Source organism: Paenibacillus sp. FSL H7-0756, from assembly GCF_038006765.1.
In the GTDB taxonomy this organism is placed as follows: domain Bacteria; phylum Bacillota; class Bacilli; order Paenibacillales; family Paenibacillaceae; genus Paenibacillus_AQ.
The window spans coordinates 1,032,266-1,051,123 of record NZ_JBBOVT010000001.1; the positions used below are offsets into that span (position 1 = coordinate 1,032,266).

Annotated in this window: 15 protein-coding genes; 8 read left to right on the top strand and 7 right to left on the bottom strand. The window is 54.4% G+C overall.

The features are described from left to right. Positions 1-23: 23 nt before the first annotated feature. From NST04_RS04635 to NST04_RS04645, 3 genes are read left to right on the top strand one after another with little or no spacing between them, the layout of a single operon-like run. A complete protein-coding gene (locus tag NST04_RS04635) occupies positions 24-722 on the top strand; it encodes a response regulator transcription factor (RefSeq protein ID WP_341183346.1) in 699 nt (232 codons plus the stop codon). Beyond that, positions 715-1,803: a HAMP domain-containing sensor histidine kinase gene (locus tag NST04_RS04640; protein ID WP_341183347.1), complete on the top strand. Its 1,089-nt coding sequence runs from the start codon at positions 715-717 to the stop codon at positions 1,801-1,803. Before NST04_RS04635 ends, NST04_RS04640 begins: the two co-directional genes overlap by 8 nt. A gap of 30 nt (positions 1,804-1,833) precedes the next feature. Then, complete coding sequence (locus tag NST04_RS04645) at positions 1,834-4,356, top strand: hypothetical protein (protein ID WP_341183348.1); 2,523 nt, start codon at positions 1,834-1,836, stop codon at positions 4,354-4,356. Positions 4,357-4,414: 58 nt separating this feature from the next. Here the strand turns inward: NST04_RS04645 and NST04_RS04650 are convergent, their stop codons facing one another. Together NST04_RS04650 and NST04_RS04655 are read right to left on the bottom strand one after the other, a co-directional pair. Then, a complete protein-coding gene (locus NST04_RS04650; RefSeq protein WP_341183349.1) occupies positions 4,415-5,206 on the bottom strand; it encodes a hypothetical protein in 792 nt (263 codons plus the stop codon). 103 nt (positions 5,207-5,309) lie between these two features. Beyond that, on the bottom strand, positions 5,310-5,711 hold the full coding sequence (locus tag NST04_RS04655; protein ID WP_341183350.1) for a RidA family protein: 402 nt from the start codon (positions 5,709-5,711) through the stop codon (positions 5,310-5,312). Between the two features lie 532 nt (positions 5,712-6,243). On the opposite strand from NST04_RS04655, the gene NST04_RS04660 reads away from it, so the two are divergent. Next, entirely contained in the window at positions 6,244-8,355 is a 2,112-nt protein-coding gene (locus NST04_RS04660; protein WP_341183351.1) for a TerD family protein, read from the top strand. Between the two features lie 121 nt (positions 8,356-8,476). Here NST04_RS04660 and NST04_RS04665 read toward each other — a convergent pair whose 3' ends face one another. Beyond that, the gene (locus NST04_RS04665) at positions 8,477-8,983 is read right to left on the bottom strand and encodes a hypothetical protein (RefSeq protein WP_341183352.1); all 507 of its coding nucleotides are present in this window, start codon (positions 8,981-8,983) and stop codon (positions 8,477-8,479) included. A 28-nt stretch (positions 8,984-9,011) separates the two neighbouring features. Then, positions 9,012-12,557: a DUF3289 family protein gene (locus NST04_RS04670; RefSeq protein WP_341183353.1), complete on the bottom strand. Its 3,546-nt coding sequence runs from the start codon at positions 12,555-12,557 to the stop codon at positions 9,012-9,014. A gap of 381 nt (positions 12,558-12,938) precedes the next feature. Between NST04_RS04670 and pnuC the strand changes: the two genes are divergently transcribed. The 4 genes from pnuC to NST04_RS04690 are packed head-to-tail and all read left to right on the top strand — an operon-like array spanning position 12,939 to position 16,003. Beyond that, positions 12,939-13,616, top strand: coding sequence for a nicotinamide riboside transporter PnuC (gene pnuC / locus NST04_RS04675; protein WP_341183354.1), 678 nt, complete (start codon positions 12,939-12,941; stop codon positions 13,614-13,616). Further along, complete coding sequence (locus tag NST04_RS04680) at positions 13,613-14,623, top strand: AAA family ATPase (protein ID WP_341183355.1); 1,011 nt, start codon at positions 13,613-13,615, stop codon at positions 14,621-14,623. The genes pnuC and NST04_RS04680 overlap by 4 nt, the downstream gene beginning before the upstream one ends. Before the next feature lie 25 nt (positions 14,624-14,648). After that, positions 14,649-15,542 carry an NUDIX hydrolase gene (locus tag NST04_RS04685; RefSeq protein ID WP_341183356.1) on the top strand — a complete coding sequence of 298 codons (894 nt, stop codon included), beginning with the start codon at positions 14,649-14,651 and terminating at the stop codon, positions 15,540-15,542. 20 nt (positions 15,543-15,562) lie between these two features. Next, positions 15,563-16,003, top strand: coding sequence for a DUF6097 family protein (locus NST04_RS04690; protein WP_341183357.1), 441 nt, complete (start codon positions 15,563-15,565; stop codon positions 16,001-16,003). 14 nt (positions 16,004-16,017) lie between these two features. Here the strand turns inward: NST04_RS04690 and NST04_RS04695 are convergent, their stop codons facing one another. The 3 genes from NST04_RS04695 to NST04_RS04705 are packed head-to-tail and all read right to left on the bottom strand — an operon-like array spanning position 16,018 to position 18,857. Further along, the gene (locus NST04_RS04695; protein WP_341183358.1) at positions 16,018-17,415 is read right to left on the bottom strand and encodes a HAMP domain-containing sensor histidine kinase; all 1,398 of its coding nucleotides are present in this window, start codon (positions 17,413-17,415) and stop codon (positions 16,018-16,020) included. Continuing rightward, positions 17,403-18,065 carry a response regulator transcription factor gene (locus NST04_RS04700; RefSeq protein WP_341185177.1) on the bottom strand — a complete coding sequence of 221 codons (663 nt, stop codon included), beginning with the start codon at positions 18,063-18,065 and terminating at the stop codon, positions 17,403-17,405. Before NST04_RS04700 ends, NST04_RS04695 begins: the two co-directional genes overlap by 13 nt. 33 nt (positions 18,066-18,098) lie before the next feature. Next, positions 18,099-18,857 (bottom strand): lantibiotic immunity ABC transporter MutG family permease subunit, encoded by a 759-nt coding sequence (locus tag NST04_RS04705; RefSeq protein WP_341183359.1) that lies wholly within the window; start codon positions 18,855-18,857, stop codon positions 18,099-18,101. Position 18,858: the final 1 nt, after the last annotated feature.

Genomic DNA, 18,858 nt, shown 5'->3' on the forward strand with positions numbered 1-18,858 from the left:
ATCAAGGCCTGGGAGGTCCCGGTATGAAGCGAACCACGATTCTAATCGCAGAGGACGAAAAGGAGATTGCCGACCTGATTGCCCTGCACTTGCAGAAGGAAGGGTATCACTGTATCAAGGTGCCTGACGGCCGGGCCGCGGTGCAGGCCATTCAGTTACAGTCTATTGATCTGGCGATCCTGGATATTATGATGCCGGAGCTGGACGGGTACGAGGTTACCCGCCAGGTCCGGGCGAAGCATAACCTGCCGATTATCTTCTTAAGCGCGAAGACCTCAGATTTCGATAAGATTACCGGCCTTGTGATGGGAGCGGATGATTATATGATTAAGCCCTTCAACCCTATGGAGCTGCTGGCCCGTGTCAATTCCCAGCTGCGGCGTTCCCGGCAGTTCAGCCAGCCTCCGGCTGCCCATCAGGCCCCGGTGCTGGAGTCGGGCGGGCTTATTATATCGCCTGACCGGCATACAGTTACGCTATACGGGAAGGCGATTGACCTCACGCCTAAGGAGTTCGACATCCTCTATCTGCTGGCCAGCCACTCTAAGCAGGTGTTCAGCGCCGAGAATATTTTTCAGCAGGTATGGGGCGAAGCGTACTACGAATCCGGCAATACCGTGATGGTGCATATCCGTACGCTGCGCAGGAAGCTGGGCGAGGACCAGAACAAGGACCGCTTCATCCGGACCATCTGGGGCGTCGGGTATACGTTCAATGAATAAGCGGGCCCGGGGCTTCCGGGCCAGATTAGTCCAGTTGCTGGGGGTGAGCATGCTGCTCTCAGCCAGTCTGACCTATGGGATCTTCAAGCTGCTTCAGCTCTATTACTCCGGGGTGAAGTGGGAGGACCCGGAGGCGGAAGTGCGCCGGTTCATCTATAGGCTCGGGGACTTCAACGTATCGCTGATGCTGTTCATTCCGCTCATGCTGATCTTCTTTTTCAAGTTCACCAAGCCTTATATCCGTTATCTTAACGAGATCTCCAGCGGGATTCATCATCTGGCTAACGGGGAATTTCAGAATCAGGTGAAGATTGCCTCAAGGGATGAGTTCAGTGCGATTGCAGAGGATCTGAATGCGGCAGGGGCTAAGCTGCTGGCAGCGGTGCAACGGGGCGATTTCGCCGAGAGCAGCAAGGATCAGCTGGTCGTCAATCTGGCCCATGATCTGCGTACGCCGCTCACCTCTGTGCTTGGCTATCTGGATCTGATCCTTAAGGAGGAGAAGCTGCCGATGGAGACGATCAGACACTACGCCACCATTGCCTTCACCAAGTCCCAGCGGTTGGAGAAGCTGATTGACGGACTGTTCGAGATCACCAAGATGAACTATGGCACACTGCCTATGGTGAGGACGCACCTGGATATCGGCGAGCTGCTCCGGCAATTGAACGAGGAGCTATACCCGGTATTTGAGCGGAACGGCCTGACCTCCCGGCTGAATATTACCCCCGGCTTAAGCGTCTATGGGGATGGGGAGCTGCTGGTACGGGTCTTGGGGAATCTGCTGACCAATGCCGCCCGCTATGGGCAGGAAGGCGTGTATGTGGATATTAACAGCCGTCCTGATTCAGGTGGAGTAGCGGTTGAGGTGATCAATTACGGGAATCCCATTCCGCCGGAGGAGCAGGCGCATATCTTCGAGATGTATTATTCCGGGGACCGGGCGCGGACGCATCAGGATGGCGGCACGGGTCTGGGTCTGTTCATTGCGCGGAACATCGTAGAGCAGCATGAGGGAACTCTGTCTGTGGAGAGTAACGAGATACGGACAAGATTCGAGATGCGGCTGCCGCAAGCGTAAGCGAAGTTAAGGGAGGAGAGAATCAGAATCATGTATCATTCCAAAAGAAAATATGCTGCTGCCATGCTAAGCCTGGCGGTTCTCAGCCAGTCCATCGCCTTCGGAGCCTATACGGCAGCCGCCGGATCTTCAGCGGGAACAGCGGCGAACGCAGCCTTACCCGCTCTGGAGGGACTGGGGGCGGTCTCCTTGAAAAGCGGCGTGAGTGTGAAGCTCTTGAACGCAGCGCTTCAGCCTCAGGAGAGCGGGAATATACTCACGTACACCTTGAATTACTACAACGGAACGGGCAGCAATGTAAGCCTGATCGATTATTTCTCCAAGGTCACCACTTCAAGCGGCGCTGTGATCCAAGGCAAACCGGTAACAGGCAGTGCTGCCATCAAGTCCATTCCTGCTAACAGCAGCCAATCGGTTACGTATTACGTCAATGCGGGGAAGGCTGCCAAAATAAACGGAGTCCGCATCGCCCTGTTCGGCTGGGATTTCAGCCAGGCGAGCTATCAGAAGAAGCTGGGAACGTTCACGATTCCCGGCTCCTACTCTACAGTGACCCCCAGGGGCCAGAGCAAGAAGCTGACCCTGGGAGAGCTGCCGGTGACCGGCAAGGCGGAGAGCCTGCATATCTATAAGATGGACGGGAAGGTATATGCCCGGGTTGGAGTCAGCTTCATCAACTCGGGAGCCAAGGTACTTAAGGATACGGGCCTGAAGGGATACCTTGTATCGCCGGGAGGCTCTAGGTTCGAACTGAAGGCGGACAAGGCGGACAAGGCGGACACCCCGATCCAGCCCAAGGAGAAAAGAATCCTCTACTACCTGGCGGACCTTCCTTCTTATACAAAACTGGACAATATGTCCCTGCAATTCGTTCAGGAGGACGATGCGCTGCAAATGAAGCTGCCGGTTGCCGAATATAAGCTGCCCGCAGCGGAAGCGCCTGACTTCAACGTCCCTGTGAACGCCGTGAAAAGGCTCAAGGTCAATAACAGCATGATTGATACCCAATTAGCCAGCGCGGCGGTCTATGCGGAGGATAATCTGGCGAAATGGAGCCTGAAATTCCGCGTGCGCAACGCGGGCAATCAGGCAGTGACGCTTCCGGCGTACCCGTTCAACCTGACTACGGCCGAAGGCTACAGCTACCCGGTCAGCAATACAGCCCTGGCGGGCCTTATCTTGAAGCCGCTGGAGGAGCAGACCGTAGAACTCAGCGCCGAGCTGCCCCTGAAGCTCAAGCAGGGTATGCTCCGGCTGCAGATGACCGAGCCGGCGGAAGCGGACCGGATTGCCTTCCCGGCAGCGATTTTCCAGATTCCGTATTCCTTGCAGCCGGATCATCTGCTGGCTACGGAATACCCTGTGCAGAACCCTCTGGGAACCTTCGTAGTCAAGCTCGAAGCGGTGGAACGTCTGCCATGGTCGGACCAGGATCAGGTAGTAACAAAGGTGAGCCTGCGCAATACAGGTGCAACCACGGTGCAGCTCCCGGCGCTTACAGCGCTGCTGAAGGCGGGGGATAAGGACATCAGCGGCAGTGCGCAGCTTGTGATCGACGGCTCTGCAACTCATCTGGCTCCCCGGGAAACAGCCGTGCTGTATATCGCAGGCAACCTTCCCTATGCCTATAATCTCACGAAGCTGAAGATCATTCTTCAGTATCCTTCGGGGGAGGCCAAAGCGAATTTCCTGACACTGTTCACCAGCCAAGTGGAGAATACCCTGAGAACGGCGGCTGCCGGAGAGCCCCTCCATATAGGGCTGACCGGCAAGAAGGCAGAGATACTGGAGAGACAGACCCGGGTCTATCCGGGGACAGATTCCAAGCTGATCTATACGGAGCTGACGATGACGAACGAGGAATTGCGCAGAACCCCGCCCGCGCAGCTGGTGGGCTATTACAGAACCCCGGATCAGCAGTATTTCGAAGCGGTGTTCAGCCAGCCGGAGACAGCCCTGAATCCTCAAGAGAAAAGTCTCGTCACCGTCTGGAGTAAGCTTCCGCCGGAGATCAATGCTTCAGAGCTGACCCTCTTTCTTGGGGAAGGGATTGCCGAAGGCAAGCTGACAGCACCCGGGGCAGCGTCGACTGCTTATATTAATACCATGGGTCTGGCGCTTAACGCCACGAATCCCGCCCCGCAGCCGTCTCTTCAGAAGCTGGAGCTGTTCCCGTTCTCGCTGTCCGTCACCCAGGCTACAGCCGTGATGCTTGAGGACCGGGAGTCTATCGAGGCGAAGCTAAGCTACCGCTTAACCCGCAGCGGACTCTACGTAGCCGGACTCAATGAGCATAAGCTGGTAGCCGAGCTGATCGATCCGTTCGGCCAGACTTCGGAGAAGCTTCTCTCCTTGGGCGAGGAAGTGACAGGTGCCGGGTTAACGGATAGCTTGTCCTTTAGCCTGAACAATCGGGCGTACAAAGCCCTCTCCAGCGCCACGGTGCGGGTGAACATCTATGACGAGTTCCAGGGCAAGCGGATGCTGCTGGGCAGCGAGACGTATCCTGTGGTGTATGAACGGGCTGCGCCGAAGAAAGGGGAGGGGGAGTGATAGGGTAGCAGATGATGAAGCAGGCCGCTTTCCGGGGAGGGAAAGCGGCCTGTTTTTCTTATATTGGATTGGATGACTTCCGTTTTCTGAGATAGATCCACATTATGAACACGACTGCTAGTGCAATTAGAGCGCTTATCATAATAGGTCTTAGTAAGTGATTACTATCATCAGTATTATATGCAGAAGCAACAGTTCCCGAACCATCTTTGGCGTCCTCTGAGGAATTGTTTTGTAAGGATTGCAGTACATCTATTAAATGCTCCGGTGGTTGAGGTTCTGAATTGCTGCTTAATCCTTTTGATTCTGTTGATGAGGCCTGCTGTGGGGCAATAATGAGCTCCTGATTATCTTTTTTGAAAGCAGCGATATATTCGTCCCGCTCACGGATAAGGGTAGGCTCGCTCACATTCCCCTCAGTTTGCAGAGCTTGAATGGCATAAGCCAAGGTTTCAGGATTCCCCCCGAACTCGTTAACCTGATAAGAACCGTTTGAATCTTTTTGAATGACCATCTTGGATTTGGGTACCCCATTCGACAAAATAAGAAATTCCCAGGATTCCTGAGGAGTAACTGTTTCAAGTAGACTGTCAGAAGCCTCCATTAGTTTTGCGCCATCAATAAAATGAATCTGCATTCCTTCACCGACAGTAATTTCACCAATCTCTGTATCATTGGCATAACCGTATCCCTCGGGGTCCTTAGACAACCCTTCTTTAATTAAACTCAAACCCTCTGTATTGGCAAAAGAGACCACATCTTCTGCAACGCCTTGGGCCTGTATAGGTGAGAGTAAATGTAGAAGTAACAAAAATGAGGCAACACTTGTCAGGAATATCTTTTTCCTCATGCAAATCCCTCCTTAATAAGCCATGAAGTCCCCATGACACCCCAAAACAAGCCTCTAGAATACTTCTAGGGCTTGTTCTGGGTGCATTAAATTACGCTACGCTCTAACCAGCCGCCCAAACATCCAGTTCAATCTTCAACTCAGGCAGTCCCAAGCTCTGGATATAAGCAACCGTCATGGAGGGAGGCGTAGGGCCGAACACTTCATTCCAGATGGAATAGAAATGATCCCAATCGATTTCCTCCGTGGCCCAGATGTTGATTTTAATCACATGATCCGGGGTTAGTCCTTGAGAGGACAGAATGTCAACAATATTGCCCATCGTATTGGTCACTTGCTGGTTGAATTCTGCGGGGATATTATTGTCCTGATCGATCCCGATTTGGCCGGAAAAGACATACATTTCAGCATCTCTGCTGATCTTCGTCACATGGCTGTAGCTTCCAACCGGTTGGGCTATATTCTCGGGATTATATCTTTGAATGACATTGTTATTTAGGCTCATGATTGTAAGTCTCCTTTTAAATTCGCTGTTTTTGTTCGCTTTAGACTATTCTGGACAGACCTATCCCGTCTGAATGGATTCTAGAAAAAAACAGCAGTGGAATACCCGATTCCAGCAGACAGATATTGAATAGACCTCTTCTTCATCAGGTATCCCTCCTAAGTATTTTAAAATTTAACTTACAGTAAAGAGGATAACACATGATACGGAAAAACAAAAATATATGGCATGAAGGGGTCCGGGGGCTGAAAAATAAGTTAAATTTTCCCTGTGTCGTAATACTTTCGCCCTGTTGGCCTGCCGGACCGTGTGCGATGATGGAACCATCAAACGGCTGCACGTTGGCCGGGAGATCATCTTCAGGCTATTGCGGTCCTTCCTTCTACTCAAATTGGATGAATTAGGGCCGCAGCTCTCCTGAAGTATACTTATGATGCTTATCCGGAGAGGAGGCGTCCAGGCTATTGTATTCCTTCCTTCTACCCATGGACTGAAACCAAGTAGGGATACAGCTCTCCTGGACACTTTTACTATGAGAATGAACCGAATCTACCTGCGCAGAGCAGGCAAAATCATGCTGAAACACACCCCAGACACAGAGGGTATTAAGCGGCTCCCAAAAGGGTATCTGGCTGCTGCCCTCCGTAATCTGCAGGGGCTTGGATATACTCTGTCTCCTGCCTTATTCCGGGCGGTCCAGAAGCTGACCCGTGAGGATTTCGAGCATCTGTATTATCCGCTGATTGCGGATGTGAAACGGATGATTGGCGCGCATGTGAATTACGCACCGGTGTATCCGGGCTTCCCGGAGCAGGTGATGCAGGAGGACGAGGCGGAGCTGTATTTCAATGCAATGTACCATTACTACACCTGGGAGCTTCCAGATGTTGAGACTGCGCAGCGAACGCCCCTTGAGGATGAAGTGAAGCTGAAGGCCATTGACCTGGGGAGCATCACAGAGTTCCGGACCCTAATCCGCCAGCTGATAGAGGCCAAGGGCTCGATCTCGGCAGAGGATCAGAAGGACATTGACGCTGTGATTGCGAATACAGCCAACGAAGAGCTGGATGAACTCCTGCCGCCGGAGATTCCGTTCAAGGAGAATGCCGGATATGTGGCGGCGTCGCTGCTTAAGCATGATAAGGCGGATGTGGCGCGAATAAGCCCTTACTTCAAGACGGCAACCGATGTGCTGCGGCTGGCGGTGGCCTGGTCGGAAGGCGATGTCAGTCTGGCGGCGCCTACCCGCTTTCGCAAGTTCAAGCGCCGCGAACGCCGGCTGCTGCTGGGACTACTGGAGCGGTGTCAGACGATCACGGAGGATATGCTGAGATATAAGGAGCGCTGGATTCGCCTTGGCGAGATTCTGCATCCTTCGGAGTATAAGCTACGGTATAAGCGCTGTGAGGAGGCTTTTGATATCCTGCGCAACAACAAAGCCTTCACGACCTTTAACGGAAGTGTGGAGCTTGCTCTTCAGTATCACCAAATGTGGACGGCACTGGATCTGCTGGCGCAGCGTCCGGGTGAATTCGCCCGAAGATTGGCCCAACTGCTGCGGATGACCCGGGAGCCGGAGTTTGTGGTGATGGCCTTCGGAGAAGTAGCCAATCAGGTATCGACCCCGGTGCTGCTGCAGGTGAAGAACCATTTCGCCCGCCAGCGGGAGGGGCAGGAACTGAGAGTCTTTTTTCCCAAAGGGATGATAGCCAAAGCCTGGGCGGTCCCGAATACACAGCCGGAGCTGGATGAAGGGTCCTGCCGTGAGATTGTGGACCTCTGTGAGCAGACGCTGATTACGCGCTTCTCTGTGCAGCCCTCCTTGGGTAAGGTATATATTGACGAGCGACTTAAAGATTATCATGTGCCGTTCTCCCAGCGGTCAGCCAGCAAAGCGCTGCATACGCTTGTACGGGGCAGCCGGATTCCGATGGCCGAAGGGAATACAATCCGTTTCTTCTGCTGGTGGAAGGAGGGGGAGGTGAACAGTACACCTACAGGCCGTGTAGATATTGACCTGTCCGCTGTGCTGTATGACCACAACTGGCAGTACATGGAGCATATCTCGTATACGAATCTGCGTTCCGCACAATATCAGGCAGCCCATAGCGGAGATATTGTAACGGCGCCCTACGGGGCCAGCGAGTTCATCGACCTGCATATTCCTTCAATGGTCGAGTACGGCGGACGATATGTGGTGGCTACGCTCCATTCCTTCACAGGACAGCCGTACTGCAATCTGCCGGAGTGCTTCACCGGGTGGATGATGCGGAAGAAGCCCCGGTCCGGTGAAATCTATGAGCCGGCTACGGTGTCCAATAAGATAGATGTCACCGCAGATACCCAAATTGCCATTCCTGTGATATTGGATCTGGTGGAGCGGACCGTGATCTGGACAGACCTGTCCCTGACGAGAGATCCCTTCTATTCTAATAATGTGGAGGCTAACCAGAAGGGGATGGTGATTATCGGCAAGGCGATGACCTCGCTTCGGAAGCCTGATCTGTACGATCTATTCACGCTTCACGCCAAGGCCCGCGGTGAGCTGGCTGCGTCCGCGCAGCAGGCCGATACCGTATTCTCGGTGGATCAGGGCGTGACTCCGTACCACATTGAGCAGATTATGGCCGAATATGTGGTGTGAGCGGAGCGGTTACCTTATTTGTGCAAAAGAAAAGGGAGTCTCAGCCATTACATGGCTGGGACTCCCTTTTTGAAATATAAGAATTTATATGTTTCACGCTGTTCAGTTGGTGAATTCACCGCTACTTGATCTCAATCCCATACCAGCCCTCTGTCAATGCGGACAGCTTGTATGGGACAGGCTCTGCTGCATATGCCTGCTCAACCATGTGCTGACTTGCGCCATACACAATATGATAGGTGGGGCCATGCTCCCCTTCCCAGTCGAAGACGAACCGCAGGAGATCCTTCCCGTCCTGCCTGCTGTAGCGCACGAAGTTCAGCGTATCCTTGGACAACGCAGCTAGCTGCCGGATCTTGTCTTGCAAGCCTGCGTTCGTACCCTCGAAGAACATAGGGGCAGCCGCATTTCCATTATTGGAATAGATGAAGGTATTCCCGATATTGCGCCCCTTATCCAGGCCGTCCATCAGCAGTAGGGTCTCCGTCTTCACAGTATCGAACGTCCCGCGGTGCTCCTGGAATAGATTGTATTGCGCTCTGGAGGGATCATACCGGATGATGAAGCCTGCCGCTGCAAGCATCAGTATAAGGGTTATGCCAAGAAGGACCCGTGTCCTGCGACTCAATAGCTTCACCTGCCTGACCTACTTAGAATTAGTTCATGGAGCCGCTGAAGGGCAGCTCGTAATCAATCGTGGTAATGAACGGTACATATTTGCCGTTGAACCGTTCGTAGTGCTGGAGGGTGAACCAGTCCACAAATCCCGGATTATTGATCTCATCGTCAGCATCCAGGCCGAAATGGTCATAGAAATGGAACACCAGCTTGCCGCTGAACTGACCTCCGTTGTTCTTGAAATCCTTAATGGTAATATTATGACCATGGAAGGCGTGGATGGCCAGAGACAAGGCCAGATTGGTCTTCTCCGTAAATACCGGATACGGACTGGCCGGGAATTGATTCACGTAATTGTTCACCACATTATGGCTTCCGTTCGGGTCAAATCTCAGTCTGGACAGATCACCGTGATTGCTGCGCAGCTCCTGCACCACGAAATTCCGGATTAATTGTACATAATTCTGGGTGCTGGCGTCAGTGATGACGGCATTGTCCAGCTGGCTGTTATGATACTTGATATATTTGCTGGTATCGAAGGTGTCACCAAGGGCTACCGAGGCTCCTTCATTAATGGTTTTGCTGTATTTGAATGTTGAGATCAGATCGCCAAGAACGAACTTCATATCATCCGTTGCCCCGATCTTGCCGACAACGAACAGAAGGGCCATCTCGCCCCAGATCATGGACTCGGGCGTAATCCTGGCCACCGAGAATACCGGACCCAGCTTAAGCAATTCACCATACGTGTAGTCATTGAACGTCAGGTCATCGGAGACAGGAGAGGTTCCCGGCGCGGCAGTCTTTAGAATGCCTTCCCGGTGATTCGATTGAAGGATGAGCGCCTCACTTACATCTGAAATCAGTCTTCGGCTGTCCACGGCATCGTTCAATCCGTCACCGTCCGTATCGGCCAGATTGGGATTGGAGTACAAATAGGCGTAGACCTTGTCGCCGGATTTGGTAATGCGGATCTCCTGCCCGTCCTTAAGCCCGTCGTTATCGCTGTCGGCATCCAGATAATTCAACCTGATGGCCGCACCGCCAGTACCGACACGCAATCTTCCGGCCTGCATTTCCTTCTCATGATAATCACTGATGCCGTCCTGGTCGGTATCCTTGTACAGGTCGGAAGTCTCGGCAATCGTATCGAAAATTCCGTACAACTGGCTGGCATTGCTGGCGTGATAATAGCTGCCGCCGGTGCCTTGGGCCATGCTGTTCAGTACACTGGTCGAAATACTGCTGCCCAGGCCCACCGTATAAATGATGATTCCCTGATCGGCAGCCCGCTTGGTCAGTGCGGTGTCATAAGAGCCTTCCCCGTCAGTTAGCATAATAATGTACTTCAGGACATCTGCTCTCCCGCCGGCTGCGAACAGATTAAGCGCACTGGAAATTCCGCTGCTCAGCGTCGTTCCGCCGTACGCATCAATCCGTCCCGCAGCCTGACTCAGCATCGCCTTGTCTGAAGTGAAGCCGGATAATACTGTAGCATAGTCGTCAAAATCAACCACAGCCCCGCGGTCACTGTCCGTCAGCAGATCAACAAACTGCCGGGTGACGCTGATTCTCACATTGTTCCGGTCATTATCTGACATACTGCCCGAGGAATCAATGACGAAGGCAATATCCATCCCCGAATAATGCTCCTGCCCTTCATCAAACAGGAACTTATACTGCCAGACCTGTTCATATACCGTCTTGTTCAGCAGAATGTACCTGGAGAAATGAGCCGTCTCTGCCGAGACCACATTCCCGGTTACCTGCTGATCCGGCAGCTCCTCGAACAGCTGCGATTCCTCATTGTAATAGTAGATCTGCGGCACAAAGTCTGCCTGATTCCATAAGCTCTGATCAAACTCAAAGGAAATGGTTGCCTTCTCAAAGCTTCCGTCAATGGAGAAATTATAACCTTGGTCAATATACCCGGGAATGGTTGTATCATTAAGAATGCCGTCCTGAACCGGCTGGACAGACAAGCTGTCTACCTGCTCCGCCGTGATCCCTTCAACGGTCACACTTGGAAGGGCCTTGGCGCCGGTCACCTCTGCCTTCAATGTTCTTGCGAACTTCGTCTCAGGCACAAGCGGGTCGCTGCCAATCTGGAGTTCCCAGCCATCAGAGAGTCCGTCGCCATCGGTATCGGCCTTCAGGGGACTGGTCTTGTGCGTATGAACCTCTTCCCCGTCCTTAAGACCGTCGCCGTCACTGTCTTCGCCTATGAGGCTGGTGCCAAGCCGCAGTTCCTCCAGGTTGGTTAATCCGTCTGCGTCATAGTCTTCATCACCATCAGCAATCCCGTTCTTATCGCTATCCGGCTCAAGCGGGTTCAGCTTCAGCACGAGCAGCTCATCCCGGTCGCTTAACCCGTCGCCATCGGTATCCTTGCTGGTAGCGGAGAGGCCATAATGGTCCTCATAGTAATCGCTGATTCCGTCATTATCACTGTCCTTCTCCCGGTCAATCCCGAGGTTATCCAGATTGCTCTCGTCGAAGTTCACGATAATATACTCTTGGGTCACTTCAGTCCCGTCTTGAACTTGTGCGCGCAGCTTCAGCTGATTGTATCCGATCCCAAGCCCGATTCCTTCCGCAGACCACGCCGCACTTACAGGGATCGTCCCTTGCTGGAGGACTGCCTTATTTCGGTCTTCAATCTGATAGGTAAGGGCTGTGACGCTTGATGCCCCTCCCAGTGTTCCGGTCAGTCTGTCCATCTTGGAGGTCAGGAAGTAATAGTCTCCCTCCGGACTGGTCTGAAGCTGAAGGCCGTACGTATCCAGCTGCACGGAGACCGTCTCCGGCCCAGGGGTTTCCTGCCGGGCTGAGATCTGTGTCAGCTGATAGCCGGAAGGCCCGCTTGTCACATTCCCCGGACTCCCGGAGAAGCCGAGCACAAGGGTCTCGCCTGGCTGAATGTTGGCATTGTAGCCCGCATTATGTATAACGTAATGATTGCCGGTATGACTGGTGATGTCAGCCGTCCAGAAGCGGTCCAGCTGACCTTCATAATCGAACTCTAGCGTCCAATCCTCAATGGTGGACGGCGACAGATTCTTAATGGCAATCTCGCCGTTAAAAGCGCTGCCCCAGTCGCTGGTTACCTTAAAGCTGGGCTCGTATTGCCCGGCCGGCACGATCTGGTCCCCGCCCAGCAACTCAAACACTGCGGGCAGTTGTAATTCTCCTTCACCGGAAGCTGTGAAGCCGAAGCTCTCACTGCCGCCTACGGGAATATCCTGATTGCTTCCCGCATTTTTGATGGCATATAGGCCGTTCTCGTAGGAATCCACCCGTCCATTCCAGATATTCGTGATCTCATAGGGGGAGGTGAATCCAAGAGTCCAGTTCTCCAGCGTCCGGGTGCCTGTATTCCTGATCGTAACATCGGCGTTAAAGGCGCCTTCCCACTTAGAGGAAACCGTGTAGATTACCTCGTACCCCTCTCCTGTATAGGCCGTATGCTGCTTGCCGCCCGTGTCTTCCTGCGCCAAGGCAGGCCTGAGCTGGAGCGAAGAGAACACCAAAACCATAATGACTAATAAGATGAAGCCCCGTTTCGTACTTCTTGTCCTGAACATTGCTTGCCGTTCCTCCTCATAGGATCATTAATTGGGTGGGGAATCTGTAAGATCTTGGAGTCTATGAATCTATCATATTTGCATAAAGAGGTTTAGGCAACAACAAATGGAATAAAAGTAGAAGAACGACAAAAAGGACCAGCCCCAGGCTGGTCTATCGGGAAAGCTAAGCTGCAGTTTGCATCATTCTAAACGTTAAAGCTTCCTATTGCGCTGTAATCAACCGGTATCTGGAGGACTTCAGAGTAGAATGTCTTCATAGTGGAAATTACTGCTTGCGCCCTGCCAAATAATCTGTTATCTTGATATTAACAAATTGTAATTATCAATTAGTTAATAAGTAATTGCCTGTACATCAGGAAATGAACCGGAGGGATAAACATGAAGAGGGCTGCGGGCCGCTGGAGCGGGTTTGAACTCGCCTGGCTGGTGATATTTACGCTGATTGCGGTTGTTTTTACAGTGATCTCCAAGGATTCGTTCTTCGGGTTCACGGTCTTCATCACCGGGGTACTATGCGTGGTGCTGACGGCGAAGGGGAAGCTGGCGAGCTATGGATTCGGGATGTATAATACTTTTGGTTATGCTTATCTGGCCTATATCAACGGATTATTTGGCGAGGTTATGCTGAATCTGCTATTCTTTGTGCCCATGAATATTGTAGGCTTTTATATGTGGAAAAGAAATATGCAGGGCGGCAAGCTGTCCATGCGCCAGATGAAGGCCGGTGGGGTCGTACTGACCATCGGAATCTGCATTGCCGGGGCGCTGCTGCTCGGCTACAGTCTATCCTTCATCCCGGGGCAGAATTCACCTTACATCGATGCCCTGACTACCGTGCTATCCGTAGTGGCAACGATCCTGATGGTGCGGCGTTTCAAGGAGCAGTGGCTGGTCTATATTGTGTTGAATATGTTCACCGTGCTGCTCTGGGTGATCCGGACCATTGAAGGCAGCGGGGAGGGCCTGCTGATGATTGTGATGTGGAGCGCCTATCTGATTAATGCGGTATACGGCTACTACAACTGGAATAAAGGGGCGAAGGAGGCACTGGCATGAAGACACTCGGATTAACCCTCGGGAAGTTCGCTCCGCTGCATAAAGGGCACCAGTTCATGTTCGAGACGGCGCTTCAGGAGGTCGACGAGCTGATCGTGGTGATCTATGAGACCACTGTCTCTCCGGTTCCGCTACAGGTCCGGGCGAACTGGATTCGCAGGCTCTATCCTGCGGTCCGGGTGATCGAGGCCTGGGACGGGCCGGACGGGTACTCGGATGATAGAGAGCATGAGATCCAGGAAGAACAATATATCCTGGGGCTGCTGAAGGGCGAGCAGGTGACTCACTTCTATTCCAGCGAGTTCTATGGAGCGCATATGAGCCTGGCGCTGGGGGCTATCGACCGGCGGGTGGATGAAGCGCGGGTACAGGTGCCGGTATCGGCCACGATGGTCCGCTCCGATCCTTACAAATACCGGGATTATGTCAGCGGGCTGGTATACCGCGATTTGATTACGAAAGTGGTATTCGTAGGGGCGATGTCTACCGGGAAGTCTACGATTACCGAAGCGCTTGCCCGCAAGTACGGCACAGCCTTCGCCAGCGAATACGGGCGGGATTACTGGACGGAGCATCAGGTGGACCGCCGGATTGGGCTGGAGGCTTTTGACGAGATTGCGGTGGGGCATCTGGAGCGGGAAGAGCAGGCGCTGCTTGAGGCCAATAGGTATTTATTCGTCGATACGAATGCGATCACCACGTATATGTATGCGCTGGATTACCACGGGAAGGCACCTGAGCTGCTGACCCGGCTGGCCTTGGAGAACGCGCAGCGCTACGATCTGTTCTTCCTGTGCGACGATGATATTCCGTATGACGACACGTGGGACCGCAGCGGGGATCAGAAGCGGCATGTGTTCCATCAGCAGATTATCGCGGATCTGAAGGAGCGGCGGATTCCCTATATTACCTTGAGGGGCACGCTTACGGAACGTATAAGCAAGGTGGACAGTGTACTGGCAAAATTCAAGCCGTACGGGAACTATTTCGGAGAACTGGTGCATTGAACCAGAGGCAGAGGAGGCGGAGAGAGTGGAATTAAGAGATGGTAACGGACTTACAGAGCGTGAATTCCTGGAGCAGTACCGGGCCGGGGACTATGAGCGGCCTTCCGTGGCGGCGGATATGGTAATCTTCACTGTTATAGATCCAGCGGAGGACCAGGAACCTGAGGCTGCGGCGAAGGAGTTGCGTCTCCTGCTGATCCGCAGAGGCGGGCATCCCTGCCTGGGCAAGTGGGCGCTGCCCGGCGGCTTCGCCCAGCCGGACGAGACCACAGATCAGGCGGCCGCACGCGAGCTGGAGGAGGAGACCGGCGTCACCGGCGTATATCTGGAGCAGCTTCGCACCTTCTCTGACCCCGGGCGCGATCCCCGTACTTGGGTGATCAGCAGCAGCTATATGGCGCTTGTCGACAGCCGCCGCATCCAATTAGAGGCCGGGGATGATGCCGAGGCTGCGGCATGGTTCAAGGTAAGCTACCAGCTCCGGCAGGAGCATAAGGAGCTGTTGGAGCCGGGCTGCATCCGCACCCGTATCTATGAGCTTCGGCTGGAAGCGGGCGGACAGGAGCTGGCAGCAGTGATTGAACAGACGTTGACAGCGACACCGGCAGCCAGATCGGTGCAATATGCCGTCTTGTCCAATGACGGACTCGCTTTTGATCACGCCAAGATCATTGCCTATGCTATTGAACGGCTGCGCCAGGAGACGGAGAGAACCGGAATCGCGCTGCTCTTAATGCCTGAGCAATTCACTCTGGCCGAGTTGCAGCAGGTCTACGAGTTGATTCTCGGCCAGGAGATTCCGAAGGCGGTCTTCCTGGACAAGATGGCTGCGCTTATAACCGCGACCAACCTGTACACAGAGCCTACGGAACACACCCCCTCCCGCCGCTTGTATCAGCGGAACTGGGGAGAAGTCTGAATTTTAGGAGGAAACCATCCATGAACGCAGGAAGAGCAATATTAAAAACAATGGAATTCAGCCACGAACTCGATGTGCTGCACAACTACATTACACAATCCAAGATGCCGGTACGCAAAAGCGACTCCTTCGATAAGCAGGTCATGCTGCTCGAAGAAGCCCAGGGTGAAAGCGCGTTTCAATCCACCTACAAAAAGATGAAGAAGGTCAACATCCTGTCCGGTCTGTTCGCCCTGCCGGTGCTGCTGGTGGTTGCCATCGCTGCGATCTACGGCAGGTATATCAACCGGGGTTATGATGTGTTCGGCTATTTCGTGGATCATCCGGTGCTCTATATCGTACCTGCCGCGCTGATCGTAGTGACACTGGTGCTGGCCCTGTATCATTCGGCGCTGCGGCGGAAGCTGTACGGCCGGATCTATCCGGAGCTGAAAAGAAAGCTGGGACTAAACGCCGCCTGACCGCAGACAGCGTTTTAGTCTACCCCCGGGCCGGGCCGTTGCTCAGGCACGGTAATGCGCATCGTGACCTTCCCGCCCCCGGAGGGTGCGGCGTTGCTGAGGCTCAGACTGCCTCCGTGCTGCTCGGCCACAGACCGCGCAATGTAGAGCCCCATTCCGTGATGATCCCCGGAGCTGCGGCTCGGATCGCCCCGGTAGAATTGGTTAGTCGCCTCCCGGAGGTCGGCCGCTGAGAAGCCGCTGCCGGTATCGGTAACCGTGAACTGAACCGCCGCCGCTTCACCCTGGACGAGCAGGGCAATGCTTCCCCCAGGCGGGGTGTGCTCGGCCGCATTGGCGATCAGGTTCATGATTCCCCGCAGCAGCAGCTCCTTGTGGATGTACAGGAATTCCGGCAGCTTCTCCTGCCGGATAGAGGTCTTGAGGTCCCTGCCCGCAGCCAGGGCCTTCATTTGCAGCTCCAGCTCGGCCACGATCTCTGCCGCCGGGACCCGCGTCTGCTGGCGGGATGAGCCGGACTGCAGCCTGGACAAGTCAATGACCTCCTGCACGAAGGCTTCAATGTCTTCGGCGCTGCGGCGGATATAGCCGCTGTATTCACGCTGCGGCTCCGTCTCAACAATCTCCTGCAGCAGCTCGGCATTGCCCCGGATAATGGTCAGCGGCGTCTTGATGTCATGGGCCAGCGCGGAGATCTGCTCGCTGCGGGAGCGCTCCAGCATCCACTGCTGCTCCAGTGAAGTCTGCAGGGCATCCTTCATCCGGTCCAGGGAGCCCAGCACCTCGTCAATCTCCCGGATGCCGCTGGGCTGGACGGTGAACTCCAGATTCTCGCGCCGGATGTTCTCGGTCGCATCCTGCAGGCCGGCCATCCGCTCCGAGAGCTTCCGGCCGAACCGGGCCGCGAGCAGGGCGGCCATCAGCAGGAACCCGAGCACGAAGAGCGAGGGTCCCAGGAGCTGGGGATTCGGCAGCGCGCTGCGCAGCACTGGAGAAGCATACTGCGGTGTCAGGACATAGCGGAAGATCCACAGCTTCTGCCCATGCTCAGCGGTGGTGTAGTAGTAGGAGCTTCTGTTGTTCCCCTCCCGGACAATTCTCCAGGCTTGCTCCGCCTCTTTAGCTGTCAGATTGCCGGCCAGCGGCTTCCCGTCCAAGGTGAATACGGTGTACTCCAGCCGGCCCGGGACCTGGGGAGACTTATCCGCTACGCCCGCAGCCAGCTGCTGCTTGAACTGGGCAATTTCCTTCTCGTCATAGTTGGCAGGCAGCAGCGCCCCTCGGGCGAACGCCAGTGTGAATGCGCCAAGCAATACTCCCAGCAGCAGAACGGTACCGAGACTCAACAGCAGCAGGTAGTGCAGAAAAAAGGTGCGCAGCCGCACGGCTTTGCGTTGTTTTACAGCTTCCATTTATATCCGATCCCCCAGATGGTTTCAATGGCCTCAAGCCCGTACCGGCCCAGCTTGGCGCGGATGTTCTTAACATGCTCCGTAATGGCACTGCTGTCACTCTCCCCGTCAAGCCCGAAGACCCCTTCATAGATATTCTCTTTGGAGAAGACCTGACCGCGGTGGCGGGCCAGAAACTCGCAGATTTCATATTCACTTTTGGTCAGCGGCACCTTGTCCTCCCGGGCGTACAGCTCTTTACCGGAGAGGTTGAAGCGAACAGGGTCCATATACAGAATGTTGCGCTTCTCCCGGTTCTCCCGCCGCAGATGAGCGTTGATCCGCGCCCGCAGCGCGCCTATGCCGAAGGGCTTCATAATATAATCATCCGCCCCCAGCCCCAGTCCGAACATCAGGTCACTTTCCAGCGTCTTCGCCGTCAAAAAAAGAATGGGACAATCCACCGCCGTGCGGATCTCCCGGCACAGGGTGAAGCCATCCACGCCGGGCATCATCACATCCAGCAGAATCAGGTCATATGCACCGAGGTCGGTCCCGCGCACCAGCGTGGAATCAGAGAAGGTGGTTACCAGATGGCGGTCGGTACTGAGCGCGTTGGCTATCAGGGACAGGATGGCGGGTTCATCGTCTACCACAAGTATTTTGGCCATAGTCATGGATTCCCTCATTTACAGATTAGTAGGCTAGTTATCCGCAGAGCGGCCCTCCCACTTGTAGAACCATACCATACTGAGGAGGCCGGCAGCTATCGTTGCTACTATGCAGATGGATACGCCGGTGGCCAATCCCGTTTCGGCAAAAGGCGGCAAGCCTCCCGAATGCTGAATCTCCAGCAGGGAGAGAAAACGGCCGCCCCAGGCGAAGGGGATATACGGCCACAGGATATCGCCAAGACCGGTCAGCATCAGGGCAGCGAGCAGGCTTCCCGTGATGCCTATGCCGACAGAGACGCCCCGTCCGAATCGCAGGCTGAGCGCGAAGTGAAGCAGATAGAGCAGGATATTGCTTGCGAACAGGATCACAGAGCCGGTGAGATAAAAGGGTATGCCGTGCCGGTCCTGCCCCAGCATTCCGGCAAAGCCCACGCTGAACAGGACGAAGACCAGCAGGACCGCCCCCAGGCTGAATCCCAGCAGGAGCAGGAGCTTGCTCAAAAAGGTTGTTGTCCTGCCCGCAGGCAGGGCTAGCATCCCCTGAAACCCTCCGGAGGCGGCCTCCTGCTCCGCCGCCATCGCACAGACTAGCCCGATGAGGGTAGGAAACGCACAAGCGACTGCCTGCATGAACCCCATCACCTTGCCCGCTTCACTTGCAGCAGAGATGGAATAATAGGCCAGGAACAGGCCGGCCCCGATCAGCGGAGTCAGCAGATGGATCAGGAGAAACGGGGTGCGCCGCATTTTGAGCAGATCGGCTCTGAGCAGACCCGGAAGTGCATTCATG

Bases quoted from the DNA above. Each gene is read 5' to 3' on its own strand.
- NST04_RS04635 (WP_341183346.1), top strand. From the start codon at position 24: ATGAAGCGAACCACGATTCTAATCGCAGAGGACGAAAAGGAGATTGCC.
- NST04_RS04640 (WP_341183347.1), top strand. From the start codon at position 715: ATGAATAAGCGGGCCCGGGGCTTCCGGGCCAGATTAGTCCAGTTGCTG.
- NST04_RS04645 (WP_341183348.1), top strand. From the start codon at position 1,834: ATGTATCATTCCAAAAGAAAATATGCTGCTGCCATGCTAAGCCTGGCG.
- NST04_RS04650 (WP_341183349.1), bottom strand. From the start codon at position 5,206: ATGAGGAAAAAGATATTCCTGACAAGTGTTGCCTCATTTTTGTTACTT.
- NST04_RS04655 (WP_341183350.1), bottom strand. From the start codon at position 5,711: ATGAGCCTAAATAACAATGTCATTCAAAGATATAATCCCGAGAATATA.
- NST04_RS04660 (WP_341183351.1), top strand. From the start codon at position 6,244: ATGAGAATGAACCGAATCTACCTGCGCAGAGCAGGCAAAATCATGCTG.
- NST04_RS04670 (WP_341183353.1), bottom strand. From the start codon at position 12,557: ATGTTCAGGACAAGAAGTACGAAACGGGGCTTCATCTTATTAGTCATT.
- pnuC (WP_341183354.1), top strand. From the start codon at position 12,939: ATGAAGAGGGCTGCGGGCCGCTGGAGCGGGTTTGAACTCGCCTGGCTG.
- NST04_RS04680 (WP_341183355.1), top strand. From the start codon at position 13,613: ATGAAGACACTCGGATTAACCCTCGGGAAGTTCGCTCCGCTGCATAAA.
- NST04_RS04690 (WP_341183357.1), top strand. From the start codon at position 15,563: ATGAACGCAGGAAGAGCAATATTAAAAACAATGGAATTCAGCCACGAA.
- NST04_RS04695 (WP_341183358.1), bottom strand. From the start codon at position 17,415: ATGGAAGCTGTAAAACAACGCAAAGCCGTGCGGCTGCGCACCTTTTTT.
- NST04_RS04700 (WP_341185177.1), bottom strand. From the start codon at position 18,065: ATGGCCAAAATACTTGTGGTAGACGATGAACCCGCCATCCTGTCCCTG.
- NST04_RS04705 (WP_341183359.1), bottom strand. From the start codon at position 18,857: ATGAATGCACTTCCGGGTCTGCTCAGAGCCGATCTGCTCAAAATGCGG.